General features: G+C 61.0%; 21 protein-coding genes and 1 pseudogene. 18 read left to right on the top strand and 4 right to left on the bottom strand.

Annotated features, from left to right (window positions below):
* Nucleotides 1-40: 40 nt before the first annotated feature.
* On the top strand, nt 41-1,441 hold the full coding sequence (locus G3256_RS03820; protein WP_169639567.1) for a selenium-binding protein SBP56-related protein: 1,401 nt from the start codon (nt 41-43) through the stop codon (nt 1,439-1,441).
* Nucleotides 1,442-1,443: 2 nt separating this feature from the next.
* Nucleotides 1,444-2,103: a hypothetical protein gene (locus G3256_RS03815; RefSeq protein WP_169639566.1), complete on the top strand. Its 660-nt coding sequence runs from the start codon at nt 1,444-1,446 to the stop codon at nt 2,101-2,103.
* Nucleotides 2,104-2,202: 99 nt separating this feature from the next.
* On the opposite strand, the pseudogene G3256_RS03810 reads toward G3256_RS03815, so the two are convergent.
* Nucleotides 2,203-2,775 (bottom strand): annotated as a pseudogene (locus tag G3256_RS03810) (hypothetical protein); the annotation flags it as partial.
* A gap of 171 nt (nt 2,776-2,946) precedes the next feature.
* Here G3256_RS03810 and G3256_RS03805 point away from each other — a divergent pair.
* Nucleotides 2,947-3,366: a hypothetical protein gene (locus tag G3256_RS03805; RefSeq protein WP_169639564.1), complete on the top strand. Its 420-nt coding sequence runs from the start codon at nt 2,947-2,949 to the stop codon at nt 3,364-3,366.
* Between the two features lie 89 nt (nt 3,367-3,455).
* Here the strand turns inward: G3256_RS03805 and G3256_RS19380 are convergent, their stop codons facing one another.
* Together G3256_RS19380 and G3256_RS03795 are read right to left on the bottom strand one after the other, a co-directional pair.
* The gene (locus tag G3256_RS19380; RefSeq protein WP_169639563.1) at nt 3,456-3,716 is read right to left on the bottom strand and encodes an N-6 DNA methylase; all 261 of its coding nucleotides are present in this window, start codon (nt 3,714-3,716) and stop codon (nt 3,456-3,458) included.
* Between the two features lie 453 nt (nt 3,717-4,169).
* Nucleotides 4,170-5,324 (bottom strand): acyltransferase family protein, encoded by a 1,155-nt coding sequence (locus G3256_RS03795; protein WP_169639562.1) that lies wholly within the window; start codon nt 5,322-5,324, stop codon nt 4,170-4,172.
* Nucleotides 5,325-5,779: 455 nt separating this feature from the next.
* Between G3256_RS03795 and G3256_RS03790 the strand changes: the two genes are divergently transcribed.
* The 3 genes from G3256_RS03790 to G3256_RS03780 all read left to right on the top strand — a co-directional run bounded on the left by G3256_RS03790 (nt 5,780) and on the right by G3256_RS03780 (nt 8,538).
* The gene (locus G3256_RS03790) at nt 5,780-7,192 is read left to right on the top strand and encodes a multicopper oxidase family protein (RefSeq protein WP_169639561.1); all 1,413 of its coding nucleotides are present in this window, start codon (nt 5,780-5,782) and stop codon (nt 7,190-7,192) included.
* A 139-nt stretch (nt 7,193-7,331) separates the two neighbouring features.
* Nucleotides 7,332-7,610, top strand: coding sequence for a hypothetical protein (locus tag G3256_RS03785; RefSeq protein ID WP_206040789.1), 279 nt, complete (start codon nt 7,332-7,334; stop codon nt 7,608-7,610).
* A gap of 649 nt (nt 7,611-8,259) precedes the next feature.
* Nucleotides 8,260-8,538, top strand: a complete 279-nt coding sequence (locus tag G3256_RS03780; RefSeq protein ID WP_169639559.1) for a GGDEF domain-containing protein — start codon at nt 8,260-8,262, stop codon at nt 8,536-8,538.
* Between the two features lie 25 nt (nt 8,539-8,563).
* Here G3256_RS03780 and G3256_RS03775 read toward each other — a convergent pair whose 3' ends face one another.
* On the bottom strand, nt 8,564-9,514 hold the full coding sequence (locus G3256_RS03775) for a LysR family transcriptional regulator (RefSeq protein ID WP_169639558.1): 951 nt from the start codon (nt 9,512-9,514) through the stop codon (nt 8,564-8,566).
* Nucleotides 9,515-9,808: 294 nt separating this feature from the next.
* Between G3256_RS03775 and G3256_RS03770 the strand changes: the two genes are divergently transcribed.
* The 12 genes from G3256_RS03770 (at nt 9,809) to pcaG (ending at nt 21,789) form a co-directional block, all read left to right on the top strand.
* On the top strand, nt 9,809-10,672 hold the full coding sequence (locus G3256_RS03770) for a maleylacetate reductase (RefSeq protein ID WP_343044384.1): 864 nt from the start codon (nt 9,809-9,811) through the stop codon (nt 10,670-10,672).
* 48 nt (nt 10,673-10,720) lie between these two features.
* Nucleotides 10,721-11,995: an ABC transporter substrate-binding protein gene (locus G3256_RS03765; RefSeq protein ID WP_169639557.1), complete on the top strand. Its 1,275-nt coding sequence runs from the start codon at nt 10,721-10,723 to the stop codon at nt 11,993-11,995.
* 49 nt (nt 11,996-12,044) lie between these two features.
* On the top strand, nt 12,045-12,764 hold the full coding sequence (locus G3256_RS03760; RefSeq protein ID WP_169639556.1) for an ABC transporter ATP-binding protein: 720 nt from the start codon (nt 12,045-12,047) through the stop codon (nt 12,762-12,764).
* Nucleotides 12,764-13,471 carry an ABC transporter ATP-binding protein gene (locus G3256_RS03755; RefSeq protein WP_169639555.1) on the top strand — a complete coding sequence of 236 codons (708 nt, stop codon included), beginning with the start codon at nt 12,764-12,766 and terminating at the stop codon, nt 13,469-13,471. The genes G3256_RS03760 and G3256_RS03755 overlap by 1 nt, the downstream gene beginning before the upstream one ends.
* Entirely contained in the window at nt 13,468-14,331 is an 864-nt protein-coding gene (locus tag G3256_RS03750; RefSeq protein WP_169639554.1) for a branched-chain amino acid ABC transporter permease, read from the top strand. The genes G3256_RS03755 and G3256_RS03750 overlap by 4 nt, the downstream gene beginning before the upstream one ends.
* Nucleotides 14,331-15,389: a branched-chain amino acid ABC transporter permease gene (locus G3256_RS03745; RefSeq protein ID WP_169639553.1), complete on the top strand. Its 1,059-nt coding sequence runs from the start codon at nt 14,331-14,333 to the stop codon at nt 15,387-15,389. Before G3256_RS03750 ends, G3256_RS03745 begins: the two co-directional genes overlap by 1 nt.
* A 133-nt stretch (nt 15,390-15,522) precedes the next feature.
* Nucleotides 15,523-17,277: an FAD-dependent oxidoreductase gene (locus G3256_RS03740; RefSeq protein WP_169639552.1), complete on the top strand. Its 1,755-nt coding sequence runs from the start codon at nt 15,523-15,525 to the stop codon at nt 17,275-17,277.
* 9 nt (nt 17,278-17,286) lie between these two features.
* Nucleotides 17,287-18,168: an intradiol ring-cleavage dioxygenase gene (locus tag G3256_RS03735; RefSeq protein WP_343044383.1), complete on the top strand. Its 882-nt coding sequence runs from the start codon at nt 17,287-17,289 to the stop codon at nt 18,166-18,168.
* Complete coding sequence (locus G3256_RS03730) at nt 18,165-18,992, top strand: 3-oxoadipate:acetyl-CoA acetyltransferase (protein ID WP_169639550.1); 828 nt, start codon at nt 18,165-18,167, stop codon at nt 18,990-18,992. Before G3256_RS03735 ends, G3256_RS03730 begins: the two co-directional genes overlap by 4 nt.
* A gap of 116 nt (nt 18,993-19,108) precedes the next feature.
* Nucleotides 19,109-20,293 (top strand): 4-hydroxybenzoate 3-monooxygenase, encoded by a 1,185-nt coding sequence (pobA, locus tag G3256_RS03725; RefSeq protein WP_169639549.1) that lies wholly within the window; start codon nt 19,109-19,111, stop codon nt 20,291-20,293.
* A 218-nt stretch (nt 20,294-20,511) separates the two neighbouring features.
* Nucleotides 20,512-21,234, top strand: a complete 723-nt coding sequence (gene pcaH / locus G3256_RS03720; protein ID WP_169639548.1) for a protocatechuate 3,4-dioxygenase subunit beta — start codon at nt 20,512-20,514, stop codon at nt 21,232-21,234.
* Nucleotides 21,235-21,789: a protocatechuate 3,4-dioxygenase subunit alpha gene (pcaG, locus tag G3256_RS03715; protein WP_169639547.1), complete on the top strand. Its 555-nt coding sequence runs from the start codon at nt 21,235-21,237 to the stop codon at nt 21,787-21,789.
* Nucleotides 21,790-21,934 lie beyond the last annotated feature (145 nt).

The raw sequence follows: 21,934 nt of genomic DNA, 5'->3' as shown, positions 1-21,934 counted from the left end.
GCACAGGCAAAGACCACCAGCTTTCTGGGAGGAATAAGCTATGAACCTGAGACCCGATCCTACATTTCACGCGACACCGAAACTGGCGATGGCCGCCCCGGTCGAAACGCTGGCTTTCACTCTGATGCTCAGTCCGGACGGATCGCAACCCGACGGCCTTGCTGTCGTGGATGTGGACCCGGGCTCGGACACCTATGGCGAGATCGTGCACCAGCTGCTGATGCCCAATAAGGGCGACGAGTTTCACCACTTTGGCTGGAACGCCTGTTCCTCGGCCCTGAGCCCGCTGACCGGACACGCCTTTCTGGAGCGCCGTTATCTGATCATCCCCGGCATCCGCTCCAGTCGCATCTATGTGATCGACGTCAAAGAACCGCTGAAAGCGAAAATTCATAAAATCATCGAACCCGAAGAGGTCTTTGAGAAAACAGGTTACTCGCGCCCGCATACCATCCACTGCGGCCCCGAAGGTATCTATGTCTCGACCCTGGGTGGCGGTGGCAAAGACGGCACTGACGGCCCTCCGGGCATCTTCATCATGGATTGCGAGACCTTTGACATCCTAGGGCGCTACGAGATGGACCGCGGCATTCAGGATAAACACTACGATTTCTGGTGGAACCTGCCGCGTGACTACATGATCAGCTCCGAATGGGGTCTGCCGCCACAGTTCGAGAATGGTATCGTCGCCGAAGATCTGCTGAGCAACAAATACGGCCACAAGATACACTTCTGGGATCTGCGGGCGCGCAAGAACGTGCAGACCATCGATCTGGGCGAAAACCATCAGATGGCCCTCGAGATCCGGCCCGCGCATGACCCGGCCAAACAATACGGATTCTGCGGAGTGGTGGTGGATACGACCAACCTGCAGGGCGCGATCTTTACCTGGTGGCGCAATGACGACGGCACCTTCGAGGCGAAAAAGACAATCACAATCGATCCGCAACCTGCCTCCGCCGACGATCTGCCCGACCTGCTGAAAGGGTTTGAAGCCGTGCCACCGCTTGTGACGGACATCGATCTGAGCATGGATGACCGGTTTCTATACGTCGCCTGCTGGGGCACCGGCGAGATGCATCAGTATGATGTCTCGGACCCGATGAACCCGACCCTGGCCGGCAAGGTTGAGATCGGCGGCATCGTCAGGAAGACGAAACACCCCAACGGCAACGCGTTCGGTTATGGCCCGCAGATGGTGGAGATCAGCCGCGATGGCAAACGCGTCTACTGGACCAACTCGCTTTATTCCACCTGGGACGATCAGTTCTATCCGGGTGAACGCGGTGCCGCGATGGTCATGGCGAATGTGGGTGAGAACGGCGGGCTGGAGCTGGACGAGAAGTTCTGGGTCGGCTTCCCCGACGGCTATCGCAGCCATCAGATCCGGCTGGAAGGCGGCGACTGTTCCACAGACAGCTTCTGCTATCCCAACAGCTGAGCATGGGCGATGAACCCATGATGGCGGCCTTGTGGTGGGCCGTCATCGCCTCCGGTCTTTATCACGGTGTGAACCCCGGCATGGGGTGGCCGCTGTCGGTCTCTGCCGCTCTCATGGAAGGGCGCAGGCGGGCGCTTCCGTCAGCACTGGCGATGCTGGCGCTGGGGCATTTTCTGGCCATGTCGGCCATTCTGCTGCCCTTTTCGATGATGTTCGCGCTGGTGGACTGGCAACGCGAAATCCGCATCGGGGCCGGGCTGCTGGTGATCACCCTGGGCGTGTTTCTGCTAATCCGGCGGCGCCATCCGCGGTTTCTGGCGCGCGTCCGCCCGTCGCAACTGGCGCTCTGGTCCTTTCTGGCGGCGATGGCGCATGGCGCGGGGCTGATGCTTCTGCCCGTTTATCTGGGGCTTTGCGGGATTGAGGATACAGAAGGCGGGCACCAGGCCGCAGCAATGCTGATGAGTGATAACATCGGGATCGCCCTCGCCGTCGCCGCCTCTCATACCGCTGCGATGACCCTTGCAGGCGGGCTTGTCGCCGTCGGTGTTTACAGCTGGCTGGGCCTTAAATTTCTGTCTCAGGCATGGTTCAACATGGATATTCTCTGGGCGCTCAGCCTGATTGTTGTCGGCATGGCCGGCCTCTGGACGGCGCTCTGAGGAACAGGCTCCGGGCTCAGGAAAACTGCGCGCGACCTGCACAGCCGTCAGGCACACGTCATCTGCCATCCTGCCGCATGCAATCGCCGGTGCCTGCTGCTACCCCGTCGCGGAAAGACCCGCCCCTGCCTGCGCCTCCCGCGCGGCCGTTAGCAAGAGACAGCCGAGCTCTTCGACACCTCCCGAAAAATCCGGTCGCTGCAAAATCGCGGCAAGTGCGCGGATCGTACCGGGCGAAACGCAACGCAGATCGGGCACGCAGACATCCAGAAGATCGCGTGGCTCGAACTTGTGCAACCCACCAGCGTAGGCGCGCTGATGCGCCTGTGACATCTCCTGAATAAAATCGGCATTCAGGCAGGCTGTCAGCGCATGCACAAAAGATTTCTCCTCACTGAGCGGGTAGATGCAATGAAATGCCGTAAGGGTCCGCACCCGCGCATCATTGGCAACAAACCGCATTTTCCCGCGGCCGAAAACTGTTGCCCGGACCGGGGCAGCTTCCTGACGCTCCATGGAATACCAGGGCTTTCGTCTTGAGGTCAGATACCTCTGGTGCATGCCCTGCGCCACGCCTGCATCGATGTACCTGAAGTGATCCGGCGTGGCGGGAGCTCTTAAATCGACAAGGCGGGTGGGCATACCGTCCCGTCCGAGCGCTTCCGGATCGCTCTGGCTGAAGACATATCAGGTCACGTCCTTTGATTTGCCCACACAGGGCATGGTCAGATCTTAAACACCCGCCTCACGCGCACAATGATCAGGCAACAGAAAATATGCATTCGCACCGGTCGCAATCCCGCGCCGTGTCCTCGCGAGCGTCCTGAGCGGGACCATACCGGGATGAATATCGCGGTCTCCCGACCGTATCAGATGGTCCCGTTTTCCCGAAGCGGCCGGTACATCCCGGCTGATCCGCGACACAACGCTGCAGGCGTCCCCGGTGACACCTGCCCACGTGGCGTGACCTGCATCCGGGTCAGCAAAAGCGACCTCGACGTCTCCTGCTCCGCGGTCCTTGCGGAAAAACAGAGTGCATCCGGTGGACAGATTATCGTCAAGGGCCAGCCGCGATGTGTCATAATATACGATGCGCTTCAGGCATCCGGTGGCAAGCATCTATCGTTTTACCGGCTCTGCGAAATTGGCATTGGCATTGGCATTGGCGAATTCGGCCGGCACCAGAAAGGCCCCAACACCTCCCGGGCGCAGGGCATCCATGCTGCCGATAAGAAACAACGCACAAGTGTTTCTAAACCGTGACAGTGGCGCGCCGACGACTGCAGAGAGGCGGTTGCAGAGCGCACGGTCATAAATATACCCGCGGTGCCGGATTTAGGGTGGATTGGCGATTACGGCATCCAGCGGGCCGGGGTCCGTCGCCTGAAACGAGCTTTGATGCAGCTCAGCGTCCACCCTGCCCGCCGCCACGGCAAGACAGGCCTGAGCAGGATGCACGTCCCTACCGCCGGATCACACACGCTGGCCGGGTTGTGGAGCGCAATGCACTCCGCCATCAGACCGGCAATCGGCCCCGGCGTCAGAAACTGGCCCGGCTTCCTGCTCCGCGCGCGGCTTGTCTGCGCTATAAAATCCCGGTCCGTGCCGTCCATGATGCGATGCTGATCCTGGTGCCTGAAACAGTAGTATCAGACGAAACCGTGCAAAGGGGAACCTGCCGAACGCAGGACCTCCCGCCGCTACGGTCACAGGAATTTCGCCAGCGCACAGCCATGACTTTTTGCCTCCATCGGCTGGCCATCCTGCGCGATCAGTATGAGTGAGCGGGCAACCCATCCGGCCAGACCGAAACTGGCGGAAATGCGCCAAAACCTGTATATGGTTACTCGGGAGTGATTTGCCCGACATCAACGCAGACCCGGAAGGCACCGCAGTGCGGGGTCACGATCATGTCCCCTGCGCTCAGCACCTCGCGCTGCATGTGCCGCCGGCGTACAGAGTTAAGCTTAACGCCTGCAGGGATTCAGAGAAAACAACCGGGGCCAGGCCGTTTCCTGACGTGCGCGGGTCCGACAGACGCCGCGCCGTTTTACACGCCAGCAGGCTCACGGCACAGATTGTGACCGACTTTTCTTGTGGCGCAGGTTGAGAAACGGGGTCTCATAGTACCGGAAACTGAGCTCTGAAATCAGAATGGCAACCAGGCTGTAGGTGACAAAGATCAGCCACCCGTCCAGACGTATTCCGGCACTGAGATACGACACCGTAATGTGCAGCGCGATCAGATGGTAAAGATAGATACCGTAGCTGATCTCTCCCACCCGTGCGACCGGCCGGAAAACAAAGAACGGCCGCAACAGATGATCCTCGCGAATGACGATGCTTGTCAGGCAGGCTGCCATGTAAAAGTGCAGTACCAGATTGGGCCAGCCGGTCAGATCAGCCGGCAGAAAGTGGATCAGAACAGGCAGCAGCAAAAACGCCACCGGAGCCGCAAACCGGCTGCCGAATACCCGTGCAAGGGCATCAAAGCCCGCTTTATTGTGCAGGATCACCGCAAGCCCTGATCCGATCAGGATCGGGGCATAAGTCGCGGTGAACATCCGGATCACCAGCGGGTCAATTTTTATCGGGCGGATGCCGATCACGCGCAGCCCGCCGGTCACTGCAACTACATTCAGAACGATCAGCCCGGCCAGAACGGGCAGAATAAAGCGCCGCGGCGTCAGAAGCAGAAGGAGCGGCCAGACAAGATAATACTGCTCTTCAACCGATAATGACCAGGTCGGCGCCAGCATCGGAATATCACTGGCCAGAAAGTTAGACAAAAACAGATAGTAAAACGGCAAAAGTTCGAGATAGCCGGTCCTGCCCTTCACGCCGATAAAGAAAACAGCGATCAGCGTGACGACGAGGAAGTAGACCGGCACGATGCGCAGAAACCGCCGCCAGTAGAACCCGCGAAGAGAAAACCGGCCGTTCTGGTCTTCCTCCCTCAGAAGCAGGGTCGTGATGAGAAAGCCGCTGAGAACAAAGAAAAAGTCGACACCGAGAAACCCGCGCCGAAGGAGTTGCGGGGCATCGGCCATCTGGGCCCAGACCGGTGCATGGTGCCACAAGACCGCAAAGATGCACAGAAACCTCAGCCCGTTCAGACTGCTGAAATGCCGGGTATTTCTGTAGATCGCATGCGCGGGCCCGGAGCTGCCCGCGCCGGTCGCACCATTTGCACCGGTTTGCTGATGATCTGAGACGGTCACAGCGGGGCGCCCGCGGCATCAGCAGTGCTCGCACCGCTGTCAGAGCAGTTCTTCGCGCGGACGCACGGTGTCTTTGAGGATATGCTTTTACGAACTGACATTGCGCCCGCAGCTAAGATAAAACCATGGTCATAGGCAAGGCATCCCATGCAGCATGGCAAACGACCCTGGCGGAAAAGTGACTGAGTGCACACCTGTCAGCGGCACAGAGCCTGACAGATCCGGGAGACCGCCCACTTTGTACGCCCCCCTGCAGAGCGCGCCCCGGACCCCCCACACGATGTGCAGACAGCTTGCTGACAGGCACACGCCCCGTCGTCTGTCTTACATGCTGTTGCTGTGCCCCTGCGTCGCTCTATCGCGCTTGAAGCTGCGGCAATTGGTGTCATTCTCTGAAGCGTGCGCCGGGCTGCATCTGCCGCCCGCCACAGCCAACCGGGTGAAAGGAATTTCCGATGGCATATACGACACGCAGGTCCTTCATGGCGCAATCAACAGCCCTGACCGCGGCATTGCTCATGCCGGGCCGCGGTCGGGCACAAGGCGATCTGCCCGTGTTACGCGCAATGCCAGCGACAGCGCAGCTCGCACCGCAGGGCTATCCGGGTACAGAGGTCTGGGCTTACGGGATCTCCGGACCGGGCACCGTGCCGGGTCCGGAGATCCGGGTTACTGCCGGCGAAGCAGTACGCTTCAGGCTGCAGAACGATCTGCCACAGGCAACGGCAGTGCACTGGCACGGCATCCGAATTGACAACGCCATGGATGGTGCCGCGCCCCTGACCCAGGCCGCCGTCGTGCCGGGGGATCATTTTGACTATGACTTTGTCGCGCCGGATCCCGGAACATACTGGTATCATTCACACAACCGAAGCTTTGAGCAGGTCGCGCGAGGGCTTTCCGGCCCGCTGATCGTCGAAGATGCCACCCCCTGGGCAGGCGAGGTCGGAAGTGCCGCACGCGACCTGACCCTTGTGCTGGATGACTGGCTGCTCGACAGCGATGCCGCGATCGTCAACGACAGGTGGGATGATCTGCACGCAGCGGCCCACGCGGGCCGCCTGGGCAACACTGTAACCGTCAATGGCGCGGCATGGCCGGAATTCAGTCTGCGCCCGTCCGAGCGTATCCGCCTGCGTCTGATCAACACGGCCACCGCGCGCGTCATGTCGCTCGCCCTGCCCGAGCTTGGCGCGCGGTTGATTGCCGTAGACGGGCATCCGGTCGCTCCCCGATCCGCCGAAACGCTTGTGCTGGCGCCCGCGCAACGGGCGGATGTGGTGATTGACGCCCCCACAGCGACAGAGCAGCGCGGCGCACTCCTTTTTGATCCGGGCAATGGTCAGTGGGTGGATATCGCAGGGTTTCTTACCAAAGGCGATGCGGCCACGGCCACCACGGCTGATCTGCGGGCACTGCCGGCCTGGCCCGGATGGCAGGCCCCGGATCTCACGCAGCCGCAGGACGAAGTTCTCGTCATGGAGGGCGGTGCAATGCGTGGTCTCGAAAAGGCCACCTATCAGGGCCGGACAATGGATTTCCGCGAGCTTGTTTCGCACGGTATGGCCTGGACTTTCAACGGGGTCGCGCATGGCATGGCTGAGCCGATGTTCAGCGCGCGGCAGGGCAGGACGGTCCGGATGAAAATCGAAAACCGCACCCGCTTTGCCCATGCCGTGCATCTGCACGGACATCATTTTCAGGTCCTGACTGATCCGCATCGCGATATCCGGGACACTGTTCTCATTGCTCCGGATCAGTCCGCTGAAATCGCCTTTGTGGCCGACAATCCGGGTAGATGGATGATCCACTGTCACATGCTGGGGCACCAGGTGTCCGGCATGATGGGATGGTTTTCGGTCGCCTGAGCGGGGCGCAGGTCAGGTCTGCGGCGGCCGGTCGCAATTGCAGCGTGACCAGTTATGCGTGAGAACCCTTATAAAGACTGTAAAGCGCGCTGGCGCGCCCGGGGATAACCGGGAACATCATCAAAAACGGAGTAAAATGATGGTTGTAAGATCTGTAGCACTGACCACGGCACTGCTGCTTGGCGCCTGCACGACGGTAAGTAATGAGACCCGGTCACAGGCGGTTCTGGAGACCGGACTGAACGCAGGCGAGCGCTATGAAATCCGGACACGGCTTCTGGAAGGTCCGAACGGCTCATTTGAGCAGACCAGTGTGGTTTACCGCGGTTATTCCAAAACCTGCCGGATCGACAGCCCGAACGACTGCAAGCTCGCCGCCCGTCAGCTCATTGAAGAATATGACGAATTATTCTTCTGATGCCTGCTTGCATGCCGTTGTGCCGGACGTTTCCATATAAGCTGAAAAGAACTGAATGTATCCTCGACACGGCCTGGGACAAAATACACCGCAGGTCGCGCGGGCACAGGTGAATGCATCCGCCATGCCACGGCACGCTGAGCGGTGCAGATTTTTCCGGTGCGGTCCGGCGCCTTGAAACCGCTGCACCGCAGCCCGCTGTCATATTCGTTTTAAATTACTCATAGTTGTGTTTTTGTGTATCTGTCCGATGCCGGAATCCGGTGGAGCTCAGATGTCTCTGACTGCGAGTGGCCCTCTTTGCCGTGAAGGTTCTCAGGTCGGGCAACCGGACGCTTATGGCCAGCCCGGCGCGGGTAGCCGACCTGATCAGCGGACCCGGGCATTCGCGGGAGGTCTGACACCCGCGCCTCGGGATTTCTGATGGCGGAATACATGCGCCCGGCACTGGCGCAGACGCGCCGCTGCGGCGAGACCGTCCTGACCCCGGGGCGCCGCCGCATCCCGGTTGTTGTGAATGCGCGCATACACCCCCGCGACGGGAACTTTGTCCGTCGAACAGTATTTCGGGCGGAGATAGGCCATGAACTGCATGATGCGCTGCTGCGCCCGCACAGGCTGCTGAAGGAACGCGCCAACCGGCTGCGCTATGTCTGCCGGGCAGGCGCGCTGTGGCAGCGACGAATTCAGTTTCTGCCTCGAAGGGTGGTCGCTCGCGGCGGTCAGAGGCTTTGCGCAGAGAATGCACGGGGTGGCGTCTGAGGTCCGGGCACCCGGCAAATCAGTCTCGATTTCGATGGGGATCGGACTTCACTTTGACGGTGTCGAAAGGACACTGACACAACCGCTGAACGAGGCGGAAGACACCATTTACGCCGCAAAAAGGCAGGGCCCGACCGGACGTATATTCCTGATGGCGACAGTCTGATTAACAGCGCGCACAGGGCGCGGTCTTACCGCCGCCAGATACTGTCGCGACCTCTGACGTTCATCTGCTGCGACAACTCGGCAAATTCAGCCTCAACGTACTTGCGAAACCGTGCGATGGCGGGCAGGTGTTTTCTGTTGCTCTGCCACAACAGCCCCAGCTGACGGTCAGGATGTTCCAGCCGCACAGGCAGCGAGGTGACGGTTCTGATATGCCGCTGCATGAACACCACAGAATAGGGCAGCACCGTCAGCGCCTCTGATCCTGCCAGAACACTCAGGATCGATGTCAGCGAGCCTCCGGTGAAACTCACCCGAAAATCAGAGATGCCGATGCTGCTCAGCGCATTGCGCAGATCCTCATAGAGCGGGCTGTCCGCCGGCGGCGCAATCCAGGGATAAGGCGCAATCTCGGACAGCGTCAGAGCCGATTTACGCGCCAGCGGGTGTGACGGCGCGCAGGCGATTACATTGCGCCCGGGCAGCAGCGGTTTGAAAGACAGCGCGGCGGGCACCTGATCATGGCGCACCGGGCAGATCGCCAGATCAATCGTCCCGACAGTCAGCTGCTCACGCAGATCAGCAAGGTAGCCATAGGTCTGATGGATGGAAACTTCGGGGAATGACCGCTGAAACGACGCGATCATGCCGGAGATCACACCATCCATGAAAATCGGCGTGCCCGCGACACGTGCCGAGCCTGCCCGCCCGCCGTTATAAAGATCAGTTGCCTGTTCAGCCGTCTGCGTTGCCTGAGCGACGATCCGACCCTGTGCCGCGAGCGACTGACAAAGCTCGGTGGGACGGACCGGCTTTCTTCCCTTTTCAAACAGTCGTGCACCGATGCGCGCCTCCAGCATGGAAACCGTGCGCGACACGCTTGGCTGTGACTTACCCAGAGCGACCGCGCCCTCACCGAGACCGCCGTTGTCAATGATCGCTGCAAGCAGGTTCAGATGGTTTGGATCAATCTTCATACCATAATGGTATGATTTATCCCTCAGATTCGATCAACCATGATTATTTTCGCAGCTAACCTGAGAGAAACCATCAGCCAGCAACGGAGGAAACGGCGCCTTGAACACGCAGACAGAAACTCAGGATGTACGCGTTCTTTTCGGCCCCGGGCTGCGTGAAACAATTGCATCCGAGGTGCGCCGGCTTGGGGCGTCCCGTGTTCTGGTGCTCCGACGCCCCGGCAATGCGACGCAGCATCAGAGATCGCAGGCAAGCTTGGATCTCTTGCAGCAGGCGTCTTCTGCAAGGCCGCGATGCACACGCCGGTTGAGATCACGAAACTGGCGCTCGGTCATGTACAGGAGACAAATGCCGACTGTCTGGTCGCCATAGGGGGCGGCTCGACCACCGGCCTCAGTAAGGCGGTTGCATGGCACACCGATCTGCCGCAGATCGTGATCCCCACAACCTATGCCGGCAGCGAAGCAACGCCGATCCTCGGCCAGACTGAACACGGCGTCAAAACCACTCTCAGTGATCCGAAGGTGCTGCCTGAGGTGATACTCTATGACCCGGAGCTGGTGGTCAGCCTGCCGGTCAGCATGACCGTCACTTCCGCGCTTAACGCTATGGCCCATGCCGCAGAGGCGCTCTATGCAAAAGACCGCACAATCGAAACCGATGCCCTGGCCCGCGAAGGGCTGGAGGCGCTCATCAGTGGCCTGCCTGAGGTTCTGAAAAACCCGGAAGATCTTACGGCACGCGAGGCAACGCTGCGCGGTGCCTGGGCCTGCGGCACGGTGCTGGGCCGCGTGGGTATGGCGCTGCACCACAAGCTCTGCCACACGCTGGGCGGCTCTTTTGATCTGCCGCACGCGGAAACCCATGCGGTGATCCTGCCCCATGCGATTGCCTATAACGCCCGCGCCGCATCCTCCGAATTGCAACCCGTTTGCGATCTGCTCGGCGGCAGCAATGCGGGCACAGCCCTGCACCGGTTTGCCTGCGATATGGATGCGCCGTTTGCCCTGCGCGATCTGGGTCTCAAAGAAAGCGATCTCGACAGGACAGCAGAACTGGCGACGACGAAACCCTACCCAAATCCACAACCCGTGACCCGCGACGACATCCGCGCGCTGCTCCAGGCCGCGTGGGCCGGCGACCCCCCGGTTGAGTAACCCGCATCCGAAACACACAGACAGAAAAATGACGTCAGGGAGGACATCATGATTACACGCCGCAAACTTCTGCGATCCACCGCCGCCACCGGCCTGACCCTTGCCGCAGGCGGGCTCGCCGCCCCCGCACTCGCGCAGGGTGCCAAAATCCGGCTTGGCTATGTCAGCCCGCAATCCGGTCCGCTGGCTGCATTCTCTGAGGCCGATCAGTTCATCATCGACGGGTTTCTTGGCTCTGACGCCGGCGGCAATTTCGAAGTCATCGTCAAGGACAGCCAGTCCAACCCCAATCGCGCCGCCGAGGTCGCGGGCGAACTGATCATCGACGAGGAGATCGACCTGATGCTGGTGGCCTCCACGCCGGAAACCACCAACCCTGTCGCCACGACCTGCGAGGCCGAAGGAATCCCGGTGATCTCCACCGTGGCCCCCTGGCAGCCCTGGTTCATCGGCCAGCAGGGCAACCCCGGTGACCCGGGATCCTGGCGGCCGTTTGATTACAGCTTTCATTTCTTCTGGGGGCTTGAGGATGTGATCAGCACCTTCACCGCGATGTGGAACCAGCTGGACACAAATAAACAGGTCGGCGGGCTTTTCCCCAACGATGGCGACGGCAATGCCTGGGGTGATCCGAATGTGGGCTTTCCACAGCCTCTGGACGCGCAGGGCTACGGGCTCACCGACCCGGGCCGCTATCAGAACCTCACGGATGATTTCAGCGCCCAGATCAACGCCTTTAAGGCCGCGAACTGCGAGATCGTAACCGGCGTGCCGATCCCGCCCGATTTCACGACCTTCTGGACCCAGGCCAAGCAGCAGGGCTTCACGCCCAAAGCCGCCAGCATCGGCAAGGCGATACTCTTCCCCCAGGCCGTCGAGGCGCTGGGAGATCAGGGCCACAACCTCAGCTCAGAGGTCTGGTGGTCGCCCACGCATCCCTTCGCCTCTTCGCTCACCGGGCAGTCGGCGGGTGAACTGGCCGCAGGATACACCACCGCGACAGGCAAGCAGTGGACCCAGCCCATCGGCTTTGTACACGCGCTCTTTGAGATGGCCGCAGACGTTATGGGACGCGTCGAAGACAGCCGTGATCCCGATGAGGTCGCTGCGGCCATCGCAGCAACACAACTGAAGTCCATTGTCGGACGCCTCGCCTTTGACGGTGCCGGTCTGCCGCCCTTTGCAGCCGCGAACATCGCTAAAACGCCGCTTGTGGGCGGCCAGTGGCGGCTGAAAGACAGCGGCGGCTATGACCTTGTGATCGTGGACAATTCCGATCACCCGGACATTCCGACCGGCGGGACCATGGAAGAAATCAGCTGATCCTCAAATCCGGCCCTGTCGCACGAGGCAGGGCCAGCGGGAGACCACCATGAACATCCTGAGTCTGCAGAATGTCAGCAAGAGCTTCGGCGCGCTGACCGTGACCGATGACGCGAGTTTCGATGTGCCGCAGGGCGAGGCTCTGGGCATCATCGGGCCGAACGGCGCAGGCAAATCCACGCTCTTTAACCTGATCACCGGCAACCTGCGCGCCGATCAGGGCACCATCACCTTCGAGGGCCGCGACGTGACGAGAGTGTCCGCGATGGAGCGGTGTCTGACGGGCATCGGGCGGTCCTTCCAGATCCCGCAACCTTTTGAGAAACTGACCGTCTATGAAAACCTTCTTGTTGCGGCGACCCATGGGCGCAACCTCAGCGAAGCAGCCGTCCTCGACGACTGCGCGGATGTGCTGGAGCGCACCGAACTGATCCGCCGCGCCAATACGCCTGCGGGGCAACTGTCGCTGCTGGAACGCAAACGCCTGGAGCTTGCCCGCGCGATGGCCACGCAACCGAAACTGCTGCTGCTTGACGAGATCGCCGGCGGGCTCACCGAAGGCGAATGTAAGGCTCTGATCGGCACGATCAGGGATATCCACGCGCGCGGCGTCACGATCATCTGGATCGAACACGTGCTGCATGCGCTCACCTCGGTGGTCGAGCGTCTGCTGGTTCTGGATTTCGGCCGGGTCATCGGTCTCGGAGATCCCGAAGAGATCATGGCCAGCAGGGAAGTGCAGGAAATCTATCTGGGGATTGAAGTCTGATGTCCCTGCTCAGCACACAAAATCTTGTGGCTCACTATGGCGATTTCCAGGCGCTTTTCGGTGTCGATATCGAATTTGGTGAAGCCGAGACCATTGCAATTATCGGTGCCAACGGCGCCGGAAAAACGACGCTCATGCGCTCCATTGCCGGCGTCCTGAGTAACCATGCAAATGCCGTGCGCTTTGACGGCGCGGAAATCGGCGCGCTGCCGGCAGATGAGATCATGGCGCAGGGCGTGGCGATGGTGCCCGAAGGCCGCAAGCTCTTTCCGTCCTTGTCGGTCGAAGAGAACCTTCTGATCGGCACCTATGGCCGCAAAAAATCCGGGCAGTGGACGCTCGACACGGTCTATGAGCTCTTCCCGATCCTGCGCGAACGCCGCCACACTCCGGGCACTGCCCTCTCGGGCGGACAACAGCAGATGGTCGCCATCGGCCGCGCGCTGATGAGCAATCCGCGTGTGCTTTTGTGTGATGAGATCAGCCTCGGCCTCGCCCCGGTCGTGATCAAAGACATCTATAAGGCCGTGCCCGCTATCAAGGCCGCCGGTGCCAGCATCATCGTGGTGGAGCAGGACATCGCCCAAGCGCTTGCCGTGGCCGACCGCGTTTATTGCATGATGGAGGGCCGCGTGACGCTCTCCGGCACGCCCGGGAGCCTGAGCCGTGAGGCGATCCACAACGCCTATTTCGGAGCACATCAATGATCTGGGTCGATACAATTCTGCAGGGCATCCTGCTGGGCGGGCTCTATGCTCTCTTTGCCGCCGGTCTGAGCCTCGTCTTCGGGATCATGCGTCTGGTGAACCTCGCGCATGGTGATCTGATTGTCATGGGCGCCTACCTCATTCTGCTCCTGGTCACGCTGCTCGGGCTCTCGCCCTTTCTCGCGGCACTGATCGCCATGCCGGTGATGTTTCTGCTGGGCTGGGCGTTGCAGAAATTTCTGCTCAACAGAACACTGGGCGATGATATCCTGCCACCGCTGCTGGTGACCTTCGGGCTGTCAATTGCCCTGCAGAACGCGCTGCTGGAAACGTTTTCTGCTGACAGCCAGCGGCTGCCCACGGATGCGCTTACCACCGCGTCGGTGCAGATGGGGCCGATCTCGCTCGGGGTCATGCCGCTTCTGACCTTCGCCTCCGCCGTCGCAGTCATCGTCGGGCTCAACCAGCTCTTTTACCGCACCGAACTGGGCCGCGCTTTCCGGGCCACTTCCGATGACGCCACCACTGCGAGCCTCATGGGCATCAAACCCGCCAACATCTTCGCCACCGCAACGGGCATCGCGCTGGTGATCGTGACGATTGCCGCTCTCTACCTCGGGCTGCGCGCGAATTTCGACCCTAACATTGGCCCGGCGCGCCTGATCTATGCCTTTGAGGCCGTGATCATCGGCGGGCTGGGCTCGCTCTGGGGTACGCTTGTCGGTGGCATCATCATCGGTGTTGCGCAAACGCTTGGTGCCGCGATTAATCCCGAATGGCAGATCCTGTCTGGCCACATCGCCTTCCTGCTGGTGCTGCTTGTCCGGCCGCGAGGCCTCTTTCCAAGGGCGCATGACTGATGGCTTATTCTGTCTCCACGCAAACCCCTGCCTCGCGCATCGCTGCCCTTGCCGGTACAGTGCTGATCCTCGCGCTGATCGCCCTGCCCTTCATCGCCGGACGCAGCACGATCAGGGATATGTTTTTCATTCTCACGATGCTGGTGCTCGCGCAGTTCTGGAACCTGCTCGCCGGCTACGGCGGTCTCGTGAGCATCGGCCAGCAGGCTTTCGTCGGGGCCGGCGCCTATGCGCTCTTCGGCACCGTTATCCTCTGGGGCGTTGATCCCGTGCCCGCGATCCTCTTTGCCGGTATCGCAGCACTGATAATCGCCGTGCCGACCGCCTTTTTCGCCTTCCGCCTCAACGGGGCCTATTTCGCTATCGGCACCTGGGTCATCGCCGAGGTCGTGCGACTGCTTGTCTCACAATGGAAGACACTCGGCGGCGGTACCGGCACCTCCCTGCCGCGCGACGCCACAGGTGACATGTGGTTTGTCGGGGCCATCGAAACCGCCCTCGACGTCCGCTCCGCTGCGGCCCGCGACATCCTCGCCTACTGGCTGGCTCTGGCACTGGCGCTGGCGACCATCGGCGGCATCTACTGGTTGTTACGCACCCGCCGTGGCCTCGCGCTGGCGGCGGTGCGCGACAACGTCGAGGCCGCGAAATCCGTGGGCGTCGATGCCGGTCGCATGAAGTGGATTGTCTTTCTGACTTCCGCTTTCGGCACGGGTCTCGCAGGCGGGCTCATCTATATGCAAAAAGCCCGGATCAGCCCGGATGCGGCCTTCAGCGTCACCGACTGGACCGCCTATGTCATCTTCATCGTTGTCATCGGCGGCATCGGCACCATCGAAGGCCCGATCATCGGCGTGCTGGTCTTTTTCGCGCTGCAATCGCTGCTAGCCGATTTCGGCAGCTGGTATCTGATGACACTCGGCGTGCTCGCCATCGTCATCATGCTTGTGGCCCCGCGCGGCCTGTGGGGCCTCCTCTCCGAGCGCACAGGTCTGCACCTTTTCCCGATCCGCCGCCGCCTTTCCGGTGGCATGACAGAAAGAAAGGAAACATCATGAACCGTCTTTTCCTCAGCCGCCCGGGCATGCAGCCGGAGCCCGTGGGCAATCCGGACGGCGAAGCCTGTAAGGCTGATTTTAACATATGACTTTGGGATCCGCGGTCCTGAGGGACACGGCAGGGAGAGAATAAATGACTGACATGACCACAGACGTGCTGATCATCGGAACAGGCCCCGCAGGCTCATCATCAGCGGCGCTGCTGTCGACCTATGGCGTGGAGAACATGGTGATTAACCGCTATCGCTGGCTCGCGAACACGCCACGCGCCCACATCACCAACCAGCGCACGATGGAAGTGCTGCGCGATCTCGGGCGTGACGTGGAGGACGAAGCATACATGTTCGCCGCAGAGCAGGATCTGATGGGAGAGAACGTCTTCTGCGAAAGCCTCGTCGGCGAAGAGATCGGCCGGATGAAAAGCTGGGGCACGCACCCGCTTTCCAAAGCCGAGCACCTGCTGAGCAGCCCGACCTTTATGAACGATCTGCCGCAGACCTTCATGGAGCCGCTGCTCTTCAAAACCGCCTGCCAGCGCGGCACACAGGCGAGGATGAGCACCGAATACCTCAGCCACGTCCAGGACGCGGACGGGGTGACCACCACCTGTCTCGACCGGCTGACCGGTAAAGAAGTCACCATCCGTTCAAAATACCTGATCGGTGCGGACGGCGGCAATTCACTGGTTGCCGACCAGATCGGCCTGCCCTTTGAGGGTCAGATGGGCGTCGGCGGCTCGATGAACATTCTCTTCAAAGCGGATCTTACGAAATATGTCGCTCACCGGCCCTCGGTGCTCTACTGGGTCGTGCAGCCCGGTGCGGATGTTGGCGGGATCGGCATGGGCCTGGTGCGCATGGTGCGTCCCTGGAACGAATGGCTGATTGTCTGGGGCTACGACATCAACCAGCCACCACCCGATGTCGATGACGCCTTTGCCACCAAAGTCGTGCGCGATCTGGTGGGGGATCCGGATCTTGAGGTTGATATCACGAGCTGGTCCACCTGGACGGTCAACAACTACTATGCCACACACCTGCAGAAAGACCGCGTGTTCTGCATGGGCGACGCCATACACCGCCATCCGCCATCGAATGGTCTGGGCTCGAACACATCGATCCAGGACGCGTTTAACCTCGCGTGGAAACTCGCCGCCGTGCTGAAAGGCCAAGCGGGTGAGGCACTGCTTGATACCTATTCAGTTGAGCGCGCCCCCATCGCCAAACAGATCGTGACCCGTGCCAACCAGTCCATCGGTGAGTTTGGCCCGATCTTCGAGGCCCTCGGACTGACCGAAAGCAACGATCCTGAAACCATGCAGAAAAACCTCGAAGGCCGCTGCGACAGCACACCCGCAGCCGAGCGCCAGCGCGAAGCAATCCGCGAGGCGATTGCATTCAAAAAGTACGAGTTTGACGCCCACGGCGTCGAGATGAACCAGCGCTATAAATCAACCGCCGCCGTCACCGACGGTCAGGTGGAGCCAGATTTCGCACTGGATGCGGACCTGCATTATCAGCCCACCACATGGCCTGGCGCGCGCATCCCGCACGTCTGGCTTTTTGATCACAGCGGCAAAAAACACTCGACGCTGGATCTCGCGGGGGGCGGAGTGTTCACGCTTTTCACCGGGCTGGGCGGCAGGTCATGGGCAGATGCAGCAGCAAAAGTCAGCGAGAAACTTGGCGTCACCATTGAGGCACATGTGATCGGCCCGCGTCAGGAATATGTGGATCATACCGGCGACTGGGCCAGGGCGCGCGAAGTGGGCGACGCCGGCTGTGTGCTGACCCGGCCTGACCAGCATGTCTGCTGGCGTCATGATGCGCCTGCCGGCGATCCGGAAGCGGAACTCACGCGGGTTCTCTCCGCAGTTCTTGCGAAATAGGAGGCGATGATGAGCACTGCTGAACAAGGGTATTTCACCGAAGAGAACTCCGCCGAAGTCGTCATCAGCCGCAATGCCAAAGCCACCGATGCGCGGCTTGCGGAAGTGATGGCGGTGGTAACAAAGCACCTGCACGCCGCTGTGAAAGAGATCGAACCCACGCAGGAAGAATGGTTCGAAGCGATCAAATTCCTCACCGAGGTGGGCCATACCTGTAATGACTGGCGACAGGAATACATCCTGCTCTCCGACAGTCTGGGTGTGTCGATGCTGGTCGATGCGATCAACAACCGCAAACCCTCGGGCGCCTCGGAATCCACCGTGCTGGGCCCCTTCCATGTGCCCGATGCACCCGAACTGCCGATGGGGTCAGACATCTGCCTCGATCAGAAAGGCGAGCCGATGCTGGTAAGAGGCCGCATTCTGGGCACCGACGGCCAACCGGTCTCCGGGGCAAAGATCGACGTCTGGCAGGCCAATGACGAGGGCTTTTATGATGTGCAGCAGAAAGGCCTGCAACCTGACTTCAACCTGCGCGGTGTTTTCCGTACGGGAGCGGATGGCACGTATCACTTCAAGGGCGTGAAACCAAAGTTCTATCCGATCCCGGACGACGGCCCCGTCGGACGCATGCTGGAGAAACTCGGGCGTCACCCCTACAGGCCGGCGCATCTGCATTACATCCTTGAGGCAGACGAGTTCGAGACGCTGATCACCCATATTTTTGACCCTGATGATCCCTACATCCACTCGGACGCGGTCTTTGGTGTGAAAGAAAGTCTGCTTGCCACGTTCGAAAAAGTTGAAGACGCGGCACGTGTCAAAGCCGCCGGATTTGACGGCCCCTACTTCGAAGTGGTGCATGATTTCGTTCTGGCTCCGGCGGCATGACCACCCCCTGCATCATCTGCGTGGCGATCACCGGCAGCCTGCCGCGCAGGGCCAACAACCCGGCGGTCCCGATCACGGTGTCCGAGCAGGTGGAAAGCACGCATGAAGCCTTCGAGGCCGGTGCGGCAATCGTGCATGCCCATGTGCGCAACGAGGACGAGAGCCCCTCAAGCGATCCCGACAGGTTCGCGGCACTGAAAGAGGGGCTCGAGAAACACTGCCCCGGCATGATCATCCAGTTCTCGACCGGGGGGCGTTCCGGGGCGGGGAAAAGCCGCGGGGGCATGCTGCCGCTCAGGCCGGATATGGCGTCGCTTTCTGTGGGATCTAACAACTTCCCGACGCGTGTTTACGAAAACCCGCCGGACCTCGTGGACTGGCTGGCCTCAGAGATGCGGACCTATGATGTGAAGCCTGAGATAGAAGCCTTCGATCTGTCGCACATCCTCAAAGCTGCCGCGATGCATACAGCCGGCCAGATCAAGGAAACACCCTATGTGCAGTTCGTGATGGGGGTGAAAAACGCGATGCCGGCGGACCGCGAGGTATTTGACTATTACGTCAGAACCGTGCGCCGGCTCTTTGGACAGGAGGCACCATGGTGTGCCGCCGGGATCGGACCCGCGCAGATTATTCTGAACGAATGGTCTGTGGCTGCAGGCGGGCACGCACGGACCGGACTGGAAGATAACGTCCGGCTTGACCGTGAGGCGCTCGCACCGTCGAATGCGGCTCTGGTCCGGCGGGTGGCTGGCCTCTGTGCACAGCACGAACGTCCGGTCGCGACCGCTGCGCAGGCGCGAAACATTCTCGGCCTGGCCTGACAAACATGAACGAAGCGCGGATCCCTCGGCGCAGGCGGCTTGCGCGCGGGACCGCGCAGGCTAGTATGATCCCCGAGATCAGGAGCTTCTGACATGCACTTCCCCGGCGGCGTTTTGTGACACGCACCCTCAGAACGCAGGTCGCCGTTATCGGCGCAGGGCCCGCAGGGCTGCTGCTGTCGCAGCTGCTGGCCGGTGCGGGCATTGAGACGGTGGTGATCGACCGCAAAGACCGCGCCTATATCGAAGGACGGATCCGTGCCGGTGTTCTTGAGCAGGGCACGGTGGACGCGCTGAGCGAGGCCGGCGTGGGCGACAGGCTGCGCCGGGAGGGCCTTGTTCACGACGGGTTTGATCTGTGCTTTGACGGTGACCGGCACCGGATTGATCTCAGGGCACTGACCGGAAAATCCGTGACCGTCTACGGACAGACAGAGGTGACCAAAGACCTTTTTCAGCGCCGCTTTGCACAGGCGCAGCAGTTTTTCCTCGGGGTCAGCGACACCCGGCCCGAAGGACTGAAAGACGCCCGCCCCCGCGTTCATTTCACCCACGAGGGTCGCGGGATCACGGTCGAGGCTGATTTCATCGCCGGCTGCGATGGCTTTCACGGCCCGGCCCGCCAGTCGATCCCGCCGGAGGTTTTGCGCACTTTCGAGCGGGTCTATCCCTTTGGCTGGCTTGGCATCATGGTGGAAAAGCCCCCCGTGAGCCACGAGCTGATCTATGCAAACCATGCGCGCGGCTTTGCTCTGGCCTCCATGCGGTCGCAGACGCGCAGCCGGTATTATCTGCAATGCGGCGTTCAGGAAAACATCGCCGACTGGCCCGATGAACGCTTCTGGGAAGAGCTTTCGCTGCGGCTTGGCCCGGATACAGCAGCATCACTGCAAACCGGCGCTTCATTTGAGAAATCGATCGCACCACTGCGGTCTTTTGTGGCCGAGCCCATGCGGTACGGAAACCTGTTTCTGGCAGGGGACGCCGCGCATATCGTGCCACCAACCGGTGCCAAGGGGCTGAACCTCGCTGTGGCGGATGTACAGCTGCTCTCACGCGCTCTCATCGCGCATTACCGCGACAACAACGATCACTACATCGACACCTATTCACAGACTGTGCTGAGCCGCGTGTGGAAAGTGGAACGATTCTCCTGGCAGCTGTCGACACTGATGCACCAGTTTCCGGATAACTCCCCGTTTGAGCAGCGCATGCAGCGCGCCGAATTTGATTACATCGCCGGATCAGAAGCGGCCGCGCGCTCGATTGCCGAGAATTATGTCGGCCTGCCCCTCGAATGACGGCCCAGCAATTCCGACGGCCGGGGCGGGCGACGCCTTCTCCCCGTCCGCAAAGAGCATCAACACAAAGCTCTCGCGCCGGCCCGATGTGACGCCTATGCTTGCCTTGCCGGTTCAACGCCCGGACCTGCGTCCGGCAAAAAACAATCGCCCGGGCCGGCTTTGGCGTCTGCGCACTGCGGAGCGCCACAGACGGGGCCCGGAATGAAGAGAAAATTATGACCAGACCTGTCGCACCGCGCAACCTTGCCCGTCACCCGCCACTTCTTGCGCCTGCCTATCGCAGTTCGGTCCTGCGCGCGCCAGATCACGCGCGCCTGCACCACGCGCCAACGACGACCGAAATGACCGGCCCTGCCTTTGGCCACACCCCCCCGGGAGCGCTCGATCACGATATGATTCAGAACTATGCGCGCCCGGGCAAAACCGCAATCGGGCCGCGTATCATAGTACATGGCAAGCTGACGGATGCCGATGGCCGCCCGCTGCCGGGCAAACTGATCGAAGTCTGGCAGGCCAATGCCGGCGGGCGGTACCGGCATAAAAAGGACGGCTATCTTGCCCCGCTCGATCCTGATTTCGGTGGCTGCGGTCGCTGTATTTCCGGCGATGACGGCAGCTACAGCTTCCGGACGGTACAGCCTGGCCCCTATCCCTGGCCCAACGGCGGCAACGACTGGCGCCCGGCGCATATTCATTTCTCGGTGTTCGGAGATGGCTTTGCGCAACGGCTGATCACGCAGATGTATTTCGAAGGTGATCCGCATATCGCCCTCTGCCCGATTGTGCAGGCGATCCCCGACCCCGAAGCTATCGACACGCTGGTGGCACGGCTGGATATGGCCGGCACTGTGGCGATGGATATCAGAGCCTACCGTTTTGATATCGTCCTGCGCGGTCGTCGGCAGACGATGTTTGAAAACCGTGCGGAGGGGCTTTGAATGGCTGATCGCGAAGAATCCCCGTCACAGACAGCAGGCCCCTATGTGCACATCGGTTGTATGCCCTCCGCAGCCGGGCTGGAGGGTATGTTTGGCGGCAGAGATCCGGGCGCGCAGATGATAACAGGCAAGCCCGAGGGAGAGCGGATTTCCCTGACACTGCATCTGATCGACGGGGCCGGCGATCCGGTCACGGATGCAATGATAGAGATCTGGCAACCGGGTCCTGACGGCAGTTTCGGGCCGACGGAAGGGTTCAGTCACTGGGGTCGCCAGCCCACCGGTTCAGGCTCCGGTGCCGCCGTCTTTGAAACGCTCAGACCCGGCAGCGGCAATGAACAGGCCCCGCATGTGTTTGTCTGGATCGCTGCGCGGGGCATCAACACAGCACTTATGACGCGGGTCTATTTTCCGGATGCGGAGAACGGGAACGACCCGGTGTTCCGCCTCGCCGGTGACAGATCATCCACGCTGGTGGCTGAAAAAACCGATGATGGTTACCGGCATGTGATCCGCCTGCAGGGCGATGCCGAAACTGTTTTCTTTGACGCGTAGAGCGCCCTGAATGAACCGGTGATGCGGTTTCTGATCACCGAATTAGTCGCAGCTCATGCCCGGTTGTGCAGCGATCTGCCGGGCCCTGATCGGACGGGGTATATCCCGGTGCCAGCCGCCAAAGATACACCACGCGCTCAGGCGT

This window comes from Roseobacter ponti (assembly GCF_012932215.1).
In the GTDB taxonomy this organism is placed as follows: domain Bacteria; phylum Pseudomonadota; class Alphaproteobacteria; order Rhodobacterales; family Rhodobacteraceae; genus Roseobacter; species Roseobacter ponti.
The sequence above is the reverse complement of the archived record's forward strand: the minus strand, read 5'-3'. Positions and strand labels throughout refer to the sequence as shown.

Excerpts from the sequence above, each read along its gene's own strand:
- G3256_RS03820 (WP_169639567.1), top strand. The coding sequence starts at position 41 with ATGAACCTGAGACCCGATCCTACATTTCACGCGACACCGAAACTGGCG.
- G3256_RS03790 (WP_169639561.1), top strand. The coding sequence starts at position 5,780 with ATGGCATATACGACACGCAGGTCCTTCATGGCGCAATCAACAGCCCTG.
- G3256_RS19380 (WP_169639563.1), bottom strand. The coding sequence starts at position 3,716 with ATGGACGGCACGGACCGGGATTTTATAGCGCAGACAAGCCGCGCGCGG.
- G3256_RS03760 (WP_169639556.1), top strand. The coding sequence starts at position 12,045 with ATGAACATCCTGAGTCTGCAGAATGTCAGCAAGAGCTTCGGCGCGCTG.
- G3256_RS03770 (WP_343044384.1), top strand. The coding sequence starts at position 9,809 with ATGCACACGCCGGTTGAGATCACGAAACTGGCGCTCGGTCATGTACAG.
- G3256_RS03785 (WP_206040789.1), top strand. The coding sequence starts at position 7,332 with ATGGTTGTAAGATCTGTAGCACTGACCACGGCACTGCTGCTTGGCGCC.
- pcaG (WP_169639547.1), top strand. The coding sequence starts at position 21,235 with ATGGCTGATCGCGAAGAATCCCCGTCACAGACAGCAGGCCCCTATGTG.
- G3256_RS03755 (WP_169639555.1), top strand. The coding sequence starts at position 12,764 with ATGTCCCTGCTCAGCACACAAAATCTTGTGGCTCACTATGGCGATTTC.
- G3256_RS03735 (WP_343044383.1), top strand. The coding sequence starts at position 17,287 with ATGAGCACTGCTGAACAAGGGTATTTCACCGAAGAGAACTCCGCCGAA.
- G3256_RS03740 (WP_169639552.1), top strand. The coding sequence starts at position 15,523 with ATGACTGACATGACCACAGACGTGCTGATCATCGGAACAGGCCCCGCA.
- G3256_RS03750 (WP_169639554.1), top strand. The coding sequence starts at position 13,468 with ATGATCTGGGTCGATACAATTCTGCAGGGCATCCTGCTGGGCGGGCTC.
- G3256_RS03745 (WP_169639553.1), top strand. The coding sequence starts at position 14,331 with ATGGCTTATTCTGTCTCCACGCAAACCCCTGCCTCGCGCATCGCTGCC.
- G3256_RS03775 (WP_169639558.1), bottom strand. The coding sequence starts at position 9,514 with ATGAAGATTGATCCAAACCATCTGAACCTGCTTGCAGCGATCATTGAC.
- G3256_RS03765 (WP_169639557.1), top strand. The coding sequence starts at position 10,721 with ATGATTACACGCCGCAAACTTCTGCGATCCACCGCCGCCACCGGCCTG.
- G3256_RS03815 (WP_169639566.1), top strand. The coding sequence starts at position 1,444 with ATGGGCGATGAACCCATGATGGCGGCCTTGTGGTGGGCCGTCATCGCC.
- pcaH (WP_169639548.1), top strand. The coding sequence starts at position 20,512 with ATGACCAGACCTGTCGCACCGCGCAACCTTGCCCGTCACCCGCCACTT.
- G3256_RS03780 (WP_169639559.1), top strand. The coding sequence starts at position 8,260 with ATGTCTGCCGGGCAGGCGCGCTGTGGCAGCGACGAATTCAGTTTCTGC.
- G3256_RS03805 (WP_169639564.1), top strand. The coding sequence starts at position 2,947 with ATGAATATCGCGGTCTCCCGACCGTATCAGATGGTCCCGTTTTCCCGA.
- G3256_RS03730 (WP_169639550.1), top strand. The coding sequence starts at position 18,165 with ATGACCACCCCCTGCATCATCTGCGTGGCGATCACCGGCAGCCTGCCG.